The organism is Rhodanobacter sp. PCA2 (genome assembly GCF_013620825.1).
Taxonomy (GTDB): domain Bacteria; phylum Pseudomonadota; class Gammaproteobacteria; order Xanthomonadales; family Rhodanobacteraceae; genus Rhodanobacter_A.
Genome location: NZ_NJIC01000003.1, coordinates 1 through 14318 on the forward strand (window position 1 = coordinate 1; position 14318 = coordinate 14318).

Annotated in this window: 9 protein-coding genes and 1 riboswitch; of the genes, 3 read left to right on the plus strand and 6 right to left on the minus strand. The window is 69.7% G+C overall.

The window, feature by feature from the left end:
* Both PCA_RS00910 and PCA_RS00915 read right to left on the minus strand, forming a co-directional pair.
* On the minus strand, positions 1-2054 hold a 2054-nt coding region (locus tag PCA_RS00910), incomplete at its 3' end, for an efflux RND transporter permease subunit (protein ID WP_181300239.1).
* 159 nt (positions 2055-2213) lie between these two features.
* Positions 2214-5384 (minus strand): efflux RND transporter permease subunit, encoded by a 3171-nt coding sequence (locus PCA_RS00915; protein WP_181300281.1) that lies wholly within the window; start codon positions 5382-5384, stop codon positions 2214-2216.
* Positions 5385-6004: 620 nt separating this feature from the next.
* Here PCA_RS00915 and PCA_RS00920 point away from each other — a divergent pair.
* On the plus strand, positions 6005-6190 hold the full coding sequence (locus PCA_RS00920; protein ID WP_181300240.1) for a hypothetical protein: 186 nt from the start codon (positions 6005-6007) through the stop codon (positions 6188-6190).
* A 273-nt stretch (positions 6191-6463) separates the two neighbouring features.
* Here the strand turns inward: PCA_RS00920 and btuB are convergent, their stop codons facing one another.
* The 4 genes from btuB to PCA_RS00940 all read right to left on the minus strand — a co-directional run bounded on the left by btuB (position 6464) and on the right by PCA_RS00940 (position 11880).
* Entirely contained in the window at positions 6464-8365 is a 1902-nt protein-coding gene (gene btuB / locus PCA_RS00925; protein ID WP_181300241.1) for a TonB-dependent vitamin B12 receptor, read from the minus strand.
* Between the two features lie 127 nt (positions 8366-8492).
* Positions 8493-8714: riboswitch (cobalamin riboswitch) on the minus strand.
* A 54-nt stretch (positions 8715-8768) separates the two neighbouring features.
* Positions 8769-9908 (minus strand): N-acetylglucosamine-6-phosphate deacetylase, encoded by a 1140-nt coding sequence (nagA, locus tag PCA_RS00930; protein WP_181300242.1) that lies wholly within the window; start codon positions 9906-9908, stop codon positions 8769-8771.
* Between the two features lie 121 nt (positions 9909-10029).
* The gene (locus PCA_RS00935; protein WP_181300243.1) at positions 10030-11061 is read right to left on the minus strand and encodes an SIS domain-containing protein; all 1032 of its coding nucleotides are present in this window, start codon (positions 11059-11061) and stop codon (positions 10030-10032) included.
* Between the two features lie 66 nt (positions 11062-11127).
* Positions 11128-11880 carry a GntR family transcriptional regulator gene (locus PCA_RS00940; protein ID WP_181300244.1) on the minus strand — a complete coding sequence of 251 codons (753 nt, stop codon included), beginning with the start codon at positions 11878-11880 and terminating at the stop codon, positions 11128-11130.
* Between the two features lie 209 nt (positions 11881-12089).
* Here PCA_RS00940 and zwf point away from each other — a divergent pair, with 209 nt between their 5' ends.
* On the plus strand, positions 12090-13556 hold the full coding sequence (gene zwf / locus PCA_RS00945; RefSeq protein WP_181300245.1) for a glucose-6-phosphate dehydrogenase: 1467 nt from the start codon (positions 12090-12092) through the stop codon (positions 13554-13556).
* A gap of 6 nt (positions 13557-13562) precedes the next feature.
* On the plus strand, positions 13563-14267 hold the full coding sequence (gene pgl / locus PCA_RS00950; RefSeq protein ID WP_181300246.1) for a 6-phosphogluconolactonase: 705 nt from the start codon (positions 13563-13565) through the stop codon (positions 14265-14267).
* Positions 14268-14318 lie beyond the last annotated feature (51 nt).

A 14318-nucleotide genomic window follows, 5' to 3' on the forward strand; every position in this document is an offset into this window, starting at 1 on the left:
GTGAGGTGCACGGTGAACTGCGGACCGCCGCCGCCCCCGCCGCCCCCGCCGCCGCCCATGAACTGCACCGGCGTCAGCGACACGTTCAGGTCGGCCACGGTCTTGAACTGCGCGGACAGCCGGTCGACGACCTGCTGCGCGGTTTCGTGGCGGTCGTCCTTGCCGCGGCCGCGCGGCTTGAGGTCGATGAACAGGGTGGAGCGGTTGCCCACGGCGCCGCTGTTGTTGTTGCCGCCCAGGATGGTGGTGACGTCGAGCACCGTGGGATCGGCGCGCACCGCCTCGGTGATCGCCTTGGTGCGCACCGCCATCTGGGTGGGCGAGATGTTGGCGTCGGCCCGGACCTGGGCCTGCAGCAGGCCGATGTCTTCCTTGGGCATCAGGCCGCCGCCGGCGGTCATGCCCACCAGCACGGCCAGCGCGATGGTCAGCACCAGCAGGATGGGCGGCTGCCAGCGCATCAGGCGGCGATGCTTCATCGCCCAGTCCAGCCAGCGCTCGTACAGGCGCAGGAAGCCCTGGTCGAAGCGCTCGGCCCAGCGCTCCAGCCGGCCCGGCGGCGGGCGCTCCGCCGCGCTGCGCTCGTGCGCCAGCCAGCGCCCGCACAAGGCGGGCGTGAGCGTGAGCGAGACCAGCGCCGAGATCACGATGGTGGCGATCAGCGTGACCGAGAACTCGCGCATCAGCATGGTGAACATGTTGTTGCCGAACACCATCGGCCCGAACACCGCGATCAGCGACAGCGTGATCGAGACCACCGTGAAGCCGATCTCGCGCACGCCGGTGAGCGACGCCTCCAGCGCCGGCATGCCGTCCTCCATGTGGCGCACGATGTTCTCGATCACCACGATCGCGTCGTCCACCACGAAGCCCACGCACAGCACCAGCGCCACCAGCGACAGCGTGTTCAGCGTGAAACCCATCGCCCACATCAGCACGAACGCGCCGGCCAGCGACAGCGGCACGCTGAACATCGCGATCACCGTGGGCCGGGTCCGGCGCAGGAACACCAGCATCACCAGCGCCACCATCACCACGCTCATCAGCAGCGCCACGTTCACTTCGTGCAGCGCGGACTTGGTGGTGGCGGTGAGGTCGAAGATCGGGCGGATCTCCACGTCCGCCGGCAGCAGCTTGTGCAGCTCCGGCAGCCGGGCCAGGATCGCCTCCACCGTGGCCACCGAATTCGCCTCCGGCCGCTTGCTGATCTGCAGCAGCACCGCGCGCTGGTCGTTGAACCAGGCCGCGGCGTAGCGGTCCTGCTGGCCGCCGGTGACGGTGGCCACGTCGGCCAGCCGCACCGGCACGCCCTTGCGGCTGGCGACCACCAGTTTGGCGAAATCGGCCACGCTGTGCAGGGAATCGTTCGCGCTCACGGTGAGCTGGAGGTCGCCGCTGCTGAGCGTGCCCTGCGGCGCGGTGACGTTGGCCGCGCGCAGCGCGTTCGCCACGTCGTTCGCGGTGATGCCCACGTGCGCCATCGCGGCGCTGTTCAGCGCCACCCGCACCGCGTGCGGCGAGCCGCCCACCTGCACTTGGGCCACGCCGGGCACCTGCGCCACCGCGGGCTGCAGCAGCGTGTCGCTGAGGTCGTAGAGCTTGTCCGGCGACAGGCTGCTGGAGGTGACCGCCACCAGCAGGATGGGGATCTGCGAGGTGTCGAACTTGAAGTACTGCGGCGGCGGCAGCCCGGAGGGCAGGTCCGGCATCGCCGCGTTGATCGCCTGCTGCACGTCGCGCGCGGCCTGGTCCGCGTTGCGGCTCATGTCGAACAGGATCTGGATCTGCGCGCCGCCCTCGCTGGCGTTGGAGAACATCTGCTTCACGCCCGGGATGCGCCCCAGGTGCCGCTCCAGCGGCGCCATCACGGTGTTCGCCATGGTCTGCGCGTTGGCGCCGGGCGCCGAGGCGAACACCACCACGCCGGGGAACTCGATCGACGGCAGCGCCGCCACGCCCAGCAGCAGGTACGCCCAGAGACCGGCGATGGCCAGGCCGATCGCCAGCAGCGAGGTGCCGACGGGTCGTCGGATCATGGGGCCGAAGATGTTCACGTGTCCTCCTTGGCGCGCAAGCATGGCAGGAGAACACCGCCGACCGACAGGGGCATGCCAGGGTTCCCGATCATTGCGCCCTTTATGCCCTATGCGGCGGCGCGGCGTATGTGCCTGAAGGGGGGCCCTGCCGAAAGGCAGGGAATGCGGCCGCCGCGCTCACTCCGGCAGCGCCGGCACCTGCTGCGCCAGCAGGCGCTGGCGGCGGATCTCCTCGCGCAATGCCTTGCGCTTCGCCTTGCGCCCGCGGCGGTCGTGCTGCCACAGGTAGATCGCCGGCGTGCTCAGCAGCGTCAGCAGCTGCGAGACGAACAGGCCGCCCAGGATCGCGATGCCCAGCGGCTGGCGCATCTCGGAGCCGGCGCCGAAGCCCACCGCCAGCGGCAGCGCCGCGCCCATCGCCACCAGCGTGGTCATGGTGATCGGGCGGAAGCGCACCAGCGCCGCCTCGCGGATCGCCGCCGGCGCATCCATGCCGTGCTCGCGCTCGGCGACCAGGGCGAAGTCCACCATCAGGATCGCGTTCTTCTTCACGATGCCGATCAGCATCAGCACTGCGATCACCGACATCATGGTGAGCTGGGTGTGGGTGAGCAGCATGGCCAGGAACGCGCCCGCGCCCGCCGCCGGCAGCGTGGACAGGATGGTCAACGGGTGGATCAGGCTCTCGTACAGGATGCCCAGCACCACGTACATCGCGCCTATCACCGCGAGCAACAGCAGCAGCGAGTTGGTCAGCGCCTCCATCATGTTCTGGTTCTGGCCGGTGTATTTCTTCTGCACGCCGGCCGGCAGGTGCGCGGCGAACATCGCCTGGTCCACCAGCTTCACCCCTTCCGCCTGGGTCACGCCGTCGGCCAGGTTGTAGCTGATCGAGCCCGACTCGATCTGGTCGTAGTGGCGCACGCTCACCGGCGCGATGTTCGGCCGGATGTGCGCCACCGCGGACAGCGGGATCATGGCGCCCTTGCCGTTGCGCACGTAGGTGTTGAGCAGCGCCTCCGGGCTCAGCGTGTCGGCCTTGTCCGAGGTCAGCACCACGCGGTACTGGTTGATGTCGGAATAGATCGTGGAGATCTGGTTCTGGCCGAAGCCGTCGTACAGCGCCGAATCGATCGCCGCCATGCTGACGTGCAGGCGCGCCGCCGCTTCGCGGTCCACCGCCAGCAACTGCTGCTTGCCGATGCCGTCGAAGCTGGAGGTGACGTTGCGGAACTGCTTCATGCCGCGCATCACGCGCTCCAGGTTCAGCGTGGGCTGCTGCAGCGGCGCGCCGTCCAGACTGCTGAGCTGGAACGAATACTGCCCCGCGCCGCCGCCTCCGCCGCCATCGCCGCTGATGAACTGCGACGCGCTGAGCGACACGTCGAGGTCGGCCACGTCCTTGAACTTCTTGCCCAGCCGCTCCACCACCTTGTCCACGGAATCGCGCCGTTCGCCCGGCTGGTCGCCCAGCGGCTTGAGGTCGATGAACAGGCTGGCCTGGTTCGCCGTGGCGCCGCTGTCGCCGCCCGACCACGCGGTGACGTCGAGCACCGCCGGGTCGGCCTGGATCTGCGCCGCCACGTCCCGGGTGCGCTTCATCATCCGCGCCGGCGAGGTGTTCGGGGCGGCGGTGATCTCGGCGTCGATCAGGCCGGTGTCCTCCCGCGGCATCAGGCCGCCGCCGGCGGTCTTCACCACCAGCATCGCCAGGCCGATCGTCAGCCCCAGCAGGATGAGCGGTTGCCAGCGCATCAGCCGGCGATGGCGCATCGCCCAGTCCAGGCCGCGCTCGTAGACGCGCAGGAAGCCGCGGTCGAAACGCTCGGCCCAGCGTTCCAGCCGGCCCGGCTGGCGCGCGGCCTGCATGTCGTCGCCGGCCAGCCAGCTGCCGCACAGCGCCGGCGTGAGCGTGAGCGAGACCAGCGCGGAGATCACGATGGTGGCGATCAGGGTCACCGAGAACTCGCGCAGCATCACGATGAACATGTTGTTGCCGAATACCATCGGCCCGAACACCGCGATCAGCGACAGCGTGATCGAGACCACCGTGAAGCCGATCTCGCGCACGCCGGTGAGCGACGCCTCCAGCGCCGGCATGCCCTTCTCCATGTGCCGCACGATGTTCTCGATCACCACGATCGCATCGTCCACCACGAAGCCCACGCACAGCACCAGCGCCACCAGCGAGAAGATGTTCAGCGTGAAGCCGAGCAGCCACATCGTGATGAACGCGCCGGCCAGCGACAGCGGCACGCTGAACATCGCGATGATCGTGGGCCGCCGGCGGCGCAGGAACACCAGCATCACCACCGCCACCATCACGATGCTCATCAGCAGCGCCACCTCCACCTCGTGCAGCGCCGACAGCGTGGTGGGCGTGAGGTCGAAGATCGGGGTGATCTTCACGTCGGCCGGCAGCAGGTTGCGCAGCTCGGGCAGCCGCGCCCGGATCGCCTGCACCGTGGCCACCGCATTCGCCTCCGGCCGCTTGGTGATGCGCAGCACCACCGCGCGATGCTCGTTGAACCAGGCCGCGGCGTACTTGTCCTGCTGCCCATCGGTGACCGCCGCGACGTCGGACAGGCGCACCGGCACGCCCTTGCGGCTGGCGATCACCAGCCGGGCGAAATCATGGGCGCTGTGCAGCGAATCGTTCGCGGTCACCGTCATCTGGGTGGCGCCGCTGCCCAGCGAACCCTGCGGCGAGGTGACGTTCGCCGCGCGCAGCGCGTTCGCCACGTCGTTCGCGGTGATGCCGGCATGCGCCAGCGCCGCGGTGTTCAGCGCCACCCGCACCGCATGCGGCGCGCCGCCGCCCACATCCACCAGGCCCACCCCGGGTATCTGCGCCACCGCTGGCTTCAGCAGCGTGTCGGTGAGGTCGTAGAGCTTGTCCGGCGGCAGGCTGGTCGAGGTCAGCGACACCAGCAGGATCGGGATCTGCGAACTGTCCGCCTTGAAATACGCCGGCGGGCTGGGCAGCTGCGGCAGGTCCGGCAGCGCCGCGTTGATCGCCGCCTGCACGTCGCGCGCCATCTTGTCCGGACTGCGGCCGAAGTTCAGCTGCAGCGAGATCTGCCCGTTCCCCTCGATGGAATTGGAGAACATGTGCGCCACCCCGGGAAGACGCCCCAGGTGCCGTTCCAGCGGAGCCACCACGGTGTTCGCCATGGTCTGCGCGCTCGCCCCCGGCAACTGCACGTACACCGCCATGAACGGGAATTCCATCGACGGGAACGCCGCCACGCCCAGCAGCAGGTACGCCCAGAATCCGGCAATCGCCAGCCCCATCGCCAGCAGCGAAGTGCCGACAGGGCGGCGGATCATGGGGGCGAAGATGTTCAGGTGTCCTCCGTGGCGCGCAGGCATGGCACGCGAACACATGCGACCTGCAGGCGCATGCACGGGTTCCCGGTCATGCCCTCTTTATGCCCCACGCGGGGGCGGCGCGGATGTGCCTTTAGGGGGGCCCTGCCGAAAGACAGGGTTTGTTTCCCTCGCTTGTGGTTTTGTTGTTTGCGCGAGCGAGAGTGGATTCGGGTGATGAGTTGTCGTGTTTCCACGAAGTTCCAGAGCGGTTTCGTGCGTCCTTCGGACGCCCGAGTTCCTTTCTCTTTGCGTGCCCAAAGAGAAAGGAACCAAAGAGAAATGGCACCCCGATGGCGCGCCCTCCAGGCATCCTGCCTTCCGGGTGCGCGGGCGGGTTACGGGGTTTTTCGACAGCACATCCTGTGCTGGCGAAAAACTGGCCGGCATCCCTGCCGGCCATCCTGCGGACTTTCCTTCACCCACCCGCCGCGCCATAGGGGCCCCGGTAAAGCAGCGCGCTCCCGGCGCGCAGAAGCAACGGCAGAGCCAAGGATGGTCTGATTAATCGACTACCTGCTCGTCATTCCTGCGAAAGCAGGAATCCAGTGCCGTTGTGTTTCGTGACTTACAGGCACTGGATCCCTGCTTTCGCAGGGATGACGAGCAAAATCAAAAGCGAAGCGCGGCGATCTCGCGACGCTTCGCTGTCGCTGTCGCTGTCGCTGTCGCTGTCGCTGTCGCTGTCGCTGTTGCTGTTGCTGTTGCTGTTGCTGTTGCTGTTGCCGTTGCTTCTGGCGCGCACGATGCGCGCCTGCTTTTCCGGGGCCCCTCGGCGGCGGTGAGTCGTGGACGATCAGGCCGCGCAGCGGGCGAGGCCACGACGGCCTCGCCTTTTCGCGCGGGCAGGAGGCCCGCTCGAAAAGCCCGGCCGCGACTCACGCACTTGCCGGGCATGGATGCCCGGCAAGCGCCGCCGCGGGGTGTCGTTTTCTCTTGGCTACTTCTCTTTTGGACAAGCAAAAGAGAAGTAGCTCGCGCGCCCAACGGGCGCACGAAACCGCTCTGGATGCCAGCATCCGACGCAACACCGCAGGCCATCCCTGGCCCGCCGAAACTCAACGCGCCGTCGGCCTATACCGCAAGGTCAACATCCAAGTCCGCCCCGGCTGGTTGTAGTACCAGACCGTTTCATAGTGGTGACCGAAGGCGTTGGCGAGCTTTCCTTCCACCTGCCAGTCCGGCGCGAACTGCCAGTTCGCGCGCAGCGCCAGCGTGCCGTAGCCGCCCAGGCGGTGCGTGTTGGCGACGTCGTCGTAGCTGTGGCCCGCGAGGTACCAGGTGCTGCCCACGCCGAACGCGCCGAAGCGGCGGTCGATGTCCAGGCGCGCGGTGCGCTCGGGGCGGCGCGGCAGCAGCTTGCCGTTGTCGGCGCCGCCGTCGTCGTTCTTCGGCTGCTGCAGGGTGAGGTAGCCCTGCACCTGCCAGCCGGCCAGCGTGGCGCCGAGCTGGCCTTCCACGCCGCGGATGCGGGCGCGGCTGATGTTGAACGGCACGTAGTTCTGCGCCGGGTCGAGCACGATCATCCGGTTGATGCGCGTCTCGTACGCGTTCACCGCCCAGTGCCAGCCGGCCAGCTGCTGCTGCAGGCCCAGCTCGGTGCTGTGCGAGGTTTCCGGCTTCAGCTCGGGATTGGCCGAGGGCGTGCCGAAGAACGGCGGGTAGTACAGGTCGTTGAAGGTGGGCGCGTGGAACGCGCTGCCGTAGCTGGCGGACAGGCGCAGGCCGTGGTCGAACGCGTAGCCCCAGGCCAGCGCGCCGGTGCTGTGGTTGCCGAACTGGCTGTCGTGGTCGCGACGCACCGAGGCCTGCAGCTCGTTGCGGCCGAACGTGCCCTGGTATTGCGCGAACACGCCGGTGTCGCTGCGGCGGCTTTCGAGGTAGGCGGTGCTGCTGTCCACGTGGTCCTGCTGCCAGTCCGCGCCCACGGTCAGCAGCTGGTTCGCGGCCAGCGCGACGTCGTTCTGCCACGAGGCCTGGTTGCGGCGCGAGTTGGCGTAGCCGGTCTGCTGCAGCGGGTAGTACTGGCCGTAGTAGCTGCCCTGGTAGTAGGTGGTGGCAAGGTCCTTGCCCTGGCCCGCGTTCAGCGTCACCTTCCACGCTTCCAGCGGCGAGAAGCTCAGGCGCGCGCCGGCCACGCGCTGCTCGTTGACCGCGCGGTTGCTGCCGTAGGGGCTGCCCGCGTATTCCACGAAGCTCTTGCTGCGCAGCCAGTCGCCCGCGAGCTCGGCGCCGTTGTTCCAGCGGTAGCCGGCGTTGAGGGCGCCGTTCCAGTTGCGGAACGCGTCGTTGCGCGGATCGTCGGCGAAGCAGCCGGCCATCGCCTCGGCCGCGCCCATGCGGCAGGCGGGGAAGCCGCTGGTGTACTGGCCGCCCAGGCTGAGGTTGTACCAGGCGTGCGCGTCGCCGCCGGAGATGCCCGCGCTGGCGCCGGCCAGGCCGTGGCTGCCCGCGGTCACGCTGAGCGAGGGCGCGAGGCCGCCGTTCGGCTGGCCGTGGCGGGTGAAGATCTGGATCACGCCGCCGATCGCGTCGGAGCCGTACAGGCTGGAACGCGGGCCGCGCACGATCTCGATGCGCTCGATCTGCTCCACCGGGATCTGTTCCAGCCGGGCGAAGCCGGCGGTGGCCGAGCCGATGCGGATGCCGTCCACCAGCACCAGGGTGTGGGTGGAATTGGTGCCGCGCAGGAACAGCGTGCCCAGTTGGCCGAGGCCGCCGCTCTGCGCGAAGTTGATGCCCGGCAGGCCGGTGAGCAGGTCCTGCACCGACAGCGGCTGCAGGCGCTCGATGTCGGCGCGGGTGATCACGCTGACCGAGGACAGCGCGTCGTCCGCGGTGATCGGCGTGCGCGTGGCAGTGACGATCACCGGGTTCAACGTGCTCGCGTCGTTCTGGTCGGCGGCGTGGGCGGCGGGTAGGCAGCACAGCAGCGCCGCGGCCAGCAGGGTCTTCTTCACGTCTCGTTCCTCGGCCGCACACCCGCGCGGCACATAGCGTTCAACGGGCCGGCAAGCGGGAACGGGGAAGGCGGAAGCAGGCAGGTACGGCAAGGCCGGACGCGTCTGTCCAGCCTCGCCCACCGCGAGCCAGCAGTCATGTCCGGGCCGGTCTCCGGGCTTGCGAGCGACGATTTCTCCATCGTCCTGCGTGGCGCCTTCCCGAGCCTTGGGCTCAGTGGCGTTGGCCGCGCATGTGCTCGCCTACCGTTGCGGGGGCAGCGCCGGAATGGTGGCAGGACCACGCACCGGCTTCCCGTTTCATCCCTCGGGCGACGGCCGTCGGGACACCTGAACAAGGAAAGTTTAACTTTGGATGGCCATACGCGGCAATGTGCCGGCCTGCGGCGCGGCGGCGCAGCGCTCAGACAGCGCTGCCGCCTATCCAGCTCCGCCGCACGCGGCAATCGGCATCCATCACGACCAGGTCGGCGCGGTAGCCCACCGCGATGCGGCCGTGGCTGGCGCCCAGGCCCAGGAAATCGGCGGGATAGGTGCTGGCCATGCGCACCGCCTCGTCCAGCGGCAGGCCAAGCAGGTCGACGGTGTTGCGCACGGCGCCGGCCATGTCCAGCGCGGAACCGGCGAGCACGCCGTTCGCGGTCTGGCAGATGCCGTCCTTCGCGATGATGGTTTCGCCGTTGAGCACGTAGCTTGGGTCGTCCGCACCCACCGGCGGCATCGCGTCGGTGACCAGCAGCGTCTTGCCGCGCGGCTTGGCGGCGACGGCGTTGCGCAGGCTGGCGGGATGCACGTGGTGGCCGTCGACGATGATGCCGCACCAGCTGCCGGGATCGTCCAGCGCCGCGCCCACCACGCCGGGCTCGCGGCTGCCGAGCGGCGTCATCGCATTGAACAGGTGGGTGAAGCCGCGCACGCCGGCGGCGAGCACGGCGCGGATGGTGGCGTGGTCTGCCGCGGTGTGGCCCGCGTTGACGATCACGCCCGCGGCGGCCAGCCGCGCGATGATCTCGTGCGGCACGCGCTCCGGCGCCAGCGTGACCAGCCGCACGCCGCGATGCGGCGCGCAGAGCATGGCGAGTTCCTCCTCGCCCGGCACGTGGAACCATTTCGGGTCGTGCACGCCCTTGCGCTCGGGCGCGAGGTACGGGCCTTCCAGGTGGACGCCGAGCAGGCCCGGCACGCCTTCGTCGAACGCCTGCTCCACCGCGGCCAGCGCGGCGCGCATCACCTCGGTGCTGTCGCTGATCAGGGTAGGCAGGAAACCCGTGGTGCCGAACTTGCGATGCGCGGCGCCGATGGTGCGGATCGTCGCGACCGTGGGCGCGGCGTTGAACAGCGCGCCGCCGCCGCCGTTCACCTGCACGTCGATGAAGCCGGGCACCAGCAGCGCACCGCCCAAGTCCTGCACCTGCGCGGCGCGCACGGCGGCGTGGTCGCCGGGCAGCAGCGCGGCGATGCGTTCGCCCTCGACGAGCACAGCGAGATCGTCGCGCCAACCGTGGGCAGTGAGGACGCGGGCGTGGGTGAGGGCAGTGGTCATGGCGGATGCCTGGATGGGAACGAGGAACGGATTTGCTCCCTCCCCTGTTGGCAGGGGAGGGCTGGGGTGGGGTACCCCCTCCCGGCCTCCCCCTGCCTTGCAGGGGGAGGAGGAAAGCAGGTCAGACGGTCTCGGTGACCTTGTTGAGGTGCGGCGGCACGTCGGGGTTGAAACCGCGGCGCAGCGCCAGCGCGCTGGCGGCGCGGTAGAAGCTCTGGATGGTCAGCAGCGGCGTGCAGATCGCCGGCAGGCCGGAGGCAAGCGGCAGGAAGCCTTCGCCGGCAAGGCCCGGCGCGGCCACCAGCACGTGCGCGCCGCGGCTGCGGAATTCGTTCGCCACGGCCAGCGTGCTTTCCAGCGTGCCGTCGTCCTGGGCGAAGCACAGCACCGGGAAGTCCGGGCCGACCAGGGCCATCGGGCCGTGCTTCACCTCGGCGGCGCTGAACGCCTCCGCGTGCAGGCCGCAGGTTTCCTTGAACTTCAGCGCCGCTTCCAGCGCGGCCGCGAAGCCGAAGCCGCGACCCACCACGAACAGGTTGTGCGCGTTGGCGAGGCCGTCGACCAGCGGCGACCAGTCCGCGTCCCAGCCCTTGCGCAGCGCCCCGGGCAGGGCCTCCAGCGCGGCGAGCAGCTTGGCGTCGCCGTGCCAGCGCGCGCACAGGTGCAGGATCGCGGCCAGCGCGGCGACGTAGCTCTTGGTGGCGGCGACGCTGCGTTCCGGACCGGCGTGCAGCGGAATCACCGTATCGGCGATCGCGGCCAGCGGCGAATCCTCCACGTTGACCATCGCCACCACGCGCGCGCCGGCGGTTTTCGCGGCCTGCGCGTTGCGCACCAGGTCGGGGCTCTTGCCCGACTGCGAGATCGCGATGAACAGCGCGCCCTCCCAGCGTTGCGGCGCCGCGTACACCGAGGTGACCGACGGCGACGCCGAGGCGGTGACGATGCCGAGCTGGGTCTCGAACACGTACTTCGCATAGGCCGCGGCGTGGTCGGAGCTGCCGCGCGCACAGGTGACGATGAAGCGCGGCGGCTGCGCCCGCAGCTCGGCGGCAAGCGCGCCCACCACGCCCTCGTTGGCGGTGAACTGACGCGCCACCACGTCGGCGGATTCGTGCGCTTCGCGGTACATCAAGGTGTCGCTGGCTTGCATGGGGACTCTCTTTCGCAGTGGAACCCGCCGTCCACGGCGGAGGGGAACGGGTACGGCCGGCGCGCGTCAGTCCGCGTGCAGCTCGGCCACGAAGTCGTAGATGTCGCCGCGGTACCAGGAGCAGGTGAACTCGACCACGCGGCCGTCGTCCAGGAAGCTGCGCCGCTCGATGTTGAGGCCGGCGCTGCCGGGAGCCACGTGCAGCAGGCGCGCGTGCTGCGGGCCCAGCGACACCGCGCGCAGGCGCTGCAGTGCGCGCTTGGGGCGGCAACCCAGCGACTCCAGCACCTCGTACAGCGAATCGCGCACCAGCATGGGATCGGGCAGCACGCTGGCCGGCACCACGCTGCGCTCGATCGCCAGCGGTTCGTCCTGGCCGTAGCGCACGCGGTGCAGCCGCGCCACCAGCGAGCCGGGCGACAGGTTCATCGCCATCGCCTCTTCCGGCGTCACCTCGCCCACGCTGCGCTCGAAGAATTCCGAGCGCGGGTGCAGGCCGCGGTCGCGCAGGTCCTCGGTGAAGCTGGACAGCCGCGACATCGGCTTGACGATGCGCTCGGCGATGAAGGTGCCGGCGCCGTGGCGCTGGGTGAGCAGGCCTTCCTCGACCAGGCCGGCGATCGCCTTGCGCACGGTGACGCGCGACAGCTTCAGCGCCTGCGACAGGTCGCGCTCGCTGGGCAGCGCCTGGCCCGGCTCGATCGCCCGCTGCTCCACCACGTTGCGGATCGCGTGGCGCAGCCGCAGGTAGGCCAGCGGCTGGTGGCTGGTGGGGTCGCGGCAGATGCGGCGGTATTCGCGGGCCAGGGCGGTTTCCATATGCAGAAGATACCAATAGCAAACCATTGGCCGCAAGCGGACCGCCTTCACTTTTCCTCCACGACGACGAAATCCCGTCACCGCAGTGACATCCGGACAGCAGATGAATTCGTATGCAGACACATGCTTGCTCTGGTATTTCACTGGTACTATCGTTGCCGAACGGGCCGACTCCCCCGGCCCGCCCACCCCCGTAACGAGGTGATTGCGTGACGGCTACTTTCCAGACGGTCGACAGCTTCGACCTGGTGATCTTCGGCGGCACCGGCGATCTCGCCCTGCGCAAGCTGCTGCCGGCCCTGTTCCACCGCTATGCGGACGGCCAGATCCCCGCCGGCAGCCGCATCATCGGCGTGGCCCGCGAGCCGCTGGACGATGCCGGCTACCGCAAGCTGCTGCGCGAGTCGCTGGCCGGCAACGGCGCCGACCCCGCCAGGCTCGACGCCTTCCTGCAGCAGGTGGGCTACCGCCCGCTGGATGCGCGCAAGGACGAGGGCTGGGAGGCGTTCGCCGCGCTGATCAAGGAGCAGCCGGAGCACGTCCGCGTGTTCTACCTCTCCACCTCGCCCGAGCTGTTCGAGGACATCTGCCGCCGGCTGGGCCAGTGCGGCCTGAACGGCGAGGGCTCGCGCGTGGTGCTGGAGAAGCCGATCGGCCGCGACCTCGCCAGCGCGAACCGCATCAACGACGCGGTCGGCAAGGTGTTCGCCGAGTCGCAGACCTACCGCATCGACCATTACCTCGGCAAGGAAACGGTGCAGAACCTGCTGGCGCTGCGCTTCGGCAACGCGCTGTTCGAACCGCTGTGGAACGCCAGCCACATCGACCACGTGCAGATCACCGTGGCCGAAACGCTGGGCCTGGGCCGCCGCGCCGGCTACTACGACCGCGCCGGCGCGCTGCGCGACATGGTGCAGAACCACCTGCTGCAGCTGCTGTGCATGGTGGCGATGGAGCCGCCCGCCTCGCTCACGCCCGACTCGGTGCGCGACGAGAAGCTCAAGGTGCTGCGCTCGCTGAAGACCATCGACGAAAGCAACGCGAGCCAGCTCACCGTGCGCGGCCAGTACCGCGCCGGCGTGGCCGAGGGCCAGTCGGTGCCGGGCTATCCGGACGAGCTGGACGGCGCGAAGTCGGACACCGAGACCTTCGTGGCGGTGAAGGCCGAGATCGAGAACTGGCGCTGGGCCGGCGTGCCGTTCTACCTGCGCACCGGCAAGCGCCTGCCCGAGCGCGTGTCCGAGATCGTGGTGGCGTTCAAGCCGGTGCCGCATTCGATCTTCGGCGCCAGCGCCGGCCACCTGGCGCAGAACCGCCTGGTGCTGCGCCTGCAGCCGGACGAGGGCGTGAAGCTGTGGCTGACCATCAAGGACCCAGGCCCGGGCGGCCTGCGCCTGCGCCACGTGCCGCTGGACATGAGCTTCGCCGAAGCCTTCGGCGTGGCGCAGCCCGACGCCTACGAGCGCCTGCTGCTGGACGTGGTGCGCGGCAATCCCACCCTGTTCATGCGCCGCGACGAGGTCGAGGCGGCCTGGCGCTGGGCCGATCCCATCCTCGCCGCCTGGGCCGCCGGCGGCGAACCGCCGCGTCCCTACGCTTCCGGCAGCTGGGGCCCCAGCGCGTCGGTGGCGCTGATCGAGCGCGACGGCCGCACCTGGCACGAGGACAGCGAGTAAGCCGCCATGTCCAACGTGACCACGCACAGCTTCACCCAATGCGGCGCACAGGCCGCGGCGCTGGCCGAACGCGTCGCCGCGCAGTTGCGCGATGGCATCGCGGCGCGCGGCCAGGCCGTGATCGCGGTCTCCGGCGGCACCACGCCGAAGGATTTCTTCGCGCGCCTGGCGCGCGAGGCGCTGGACTGGGCCAAGGTCACCGTCACCCTGGTCGACGAACGCTGGGTGCCGGACACCGACGCGCGCTCCAACGCGGGGCTGGTGCAAGCCACGTTGCTGCAGCATGCCGCCCGCGCCGCCCGCTTCGTGCCGCTGTACACCGGCGCGGCCACGCCGGAAGCGGGGCAGGCCGAAGCCGAGGCGCGCATCGCCGCGCTGCCCGCGCCGTTCGACGTGGTGGTGCTGGGCATGGGCGACGACGGCCACACCGCCTCGTTCTTCCCCGGCGGCGACCATCTGGCCGAGGCGCTGGACCCGCAGGGCAGCGCGAAAGTGCTGCCGATGCAGGCGCCCGGCGCCGGCGAGCCGCGCATCACGCTCACCCTGCCCGTGCTGCTGGACACCCGCGCGCTGTACCTGCTGGTGACCGGCGAGAAGAAGCGCGACCTGCTGGCGGATGTGCGGCTGGGGTTGGCGGAAGCGAAGCATTATCCCGTGAGCGCTGTTGTGCAGCAGGATCGCGTGCCGCTGGCGGTGTATTGGTGTTCTTGAACCTCCCTGCAGGCAGGGTGCTCCAGAGCCGGAGCGCCGTGCCTGATGTCA

Coding starts and splice junctions, on each gene's coding strand:
- PCA_RS00940 (WP_181300244.1), bottom strand. CDS start 11,880: ATGGAAACCGCCCTGGCCCGCGAATACCGCCGCATCTGCCGCGACCCC.
- PCA_RS00920 (WP_181300240.1), top strand. CDS start 6,005: ATGACGAGCAAAATCAAAAGCGAAGCGCGGCGATCTCGCGACGCTTCG.
- nagA (WP_181300242.1), bottom strand. CDS start 9,908: ATGACCACTGCCCTCACCCACGCCCGCGTCCTCACTGCCCACGGTTGG.
- pgl (WP_181300246.1), top strand. CDS start 13,563: ATGTCCAACGTGACCACGCACAGCTTCACCCAATGCGGCGCACAGGCC.
- PCA_RS00935 (WP_181300243.1), bottom strand. CDS start 11,061: ATGCAAGCCAGCGACACCTTGATGTACCGCGAAGCGCACGAATCCGCC.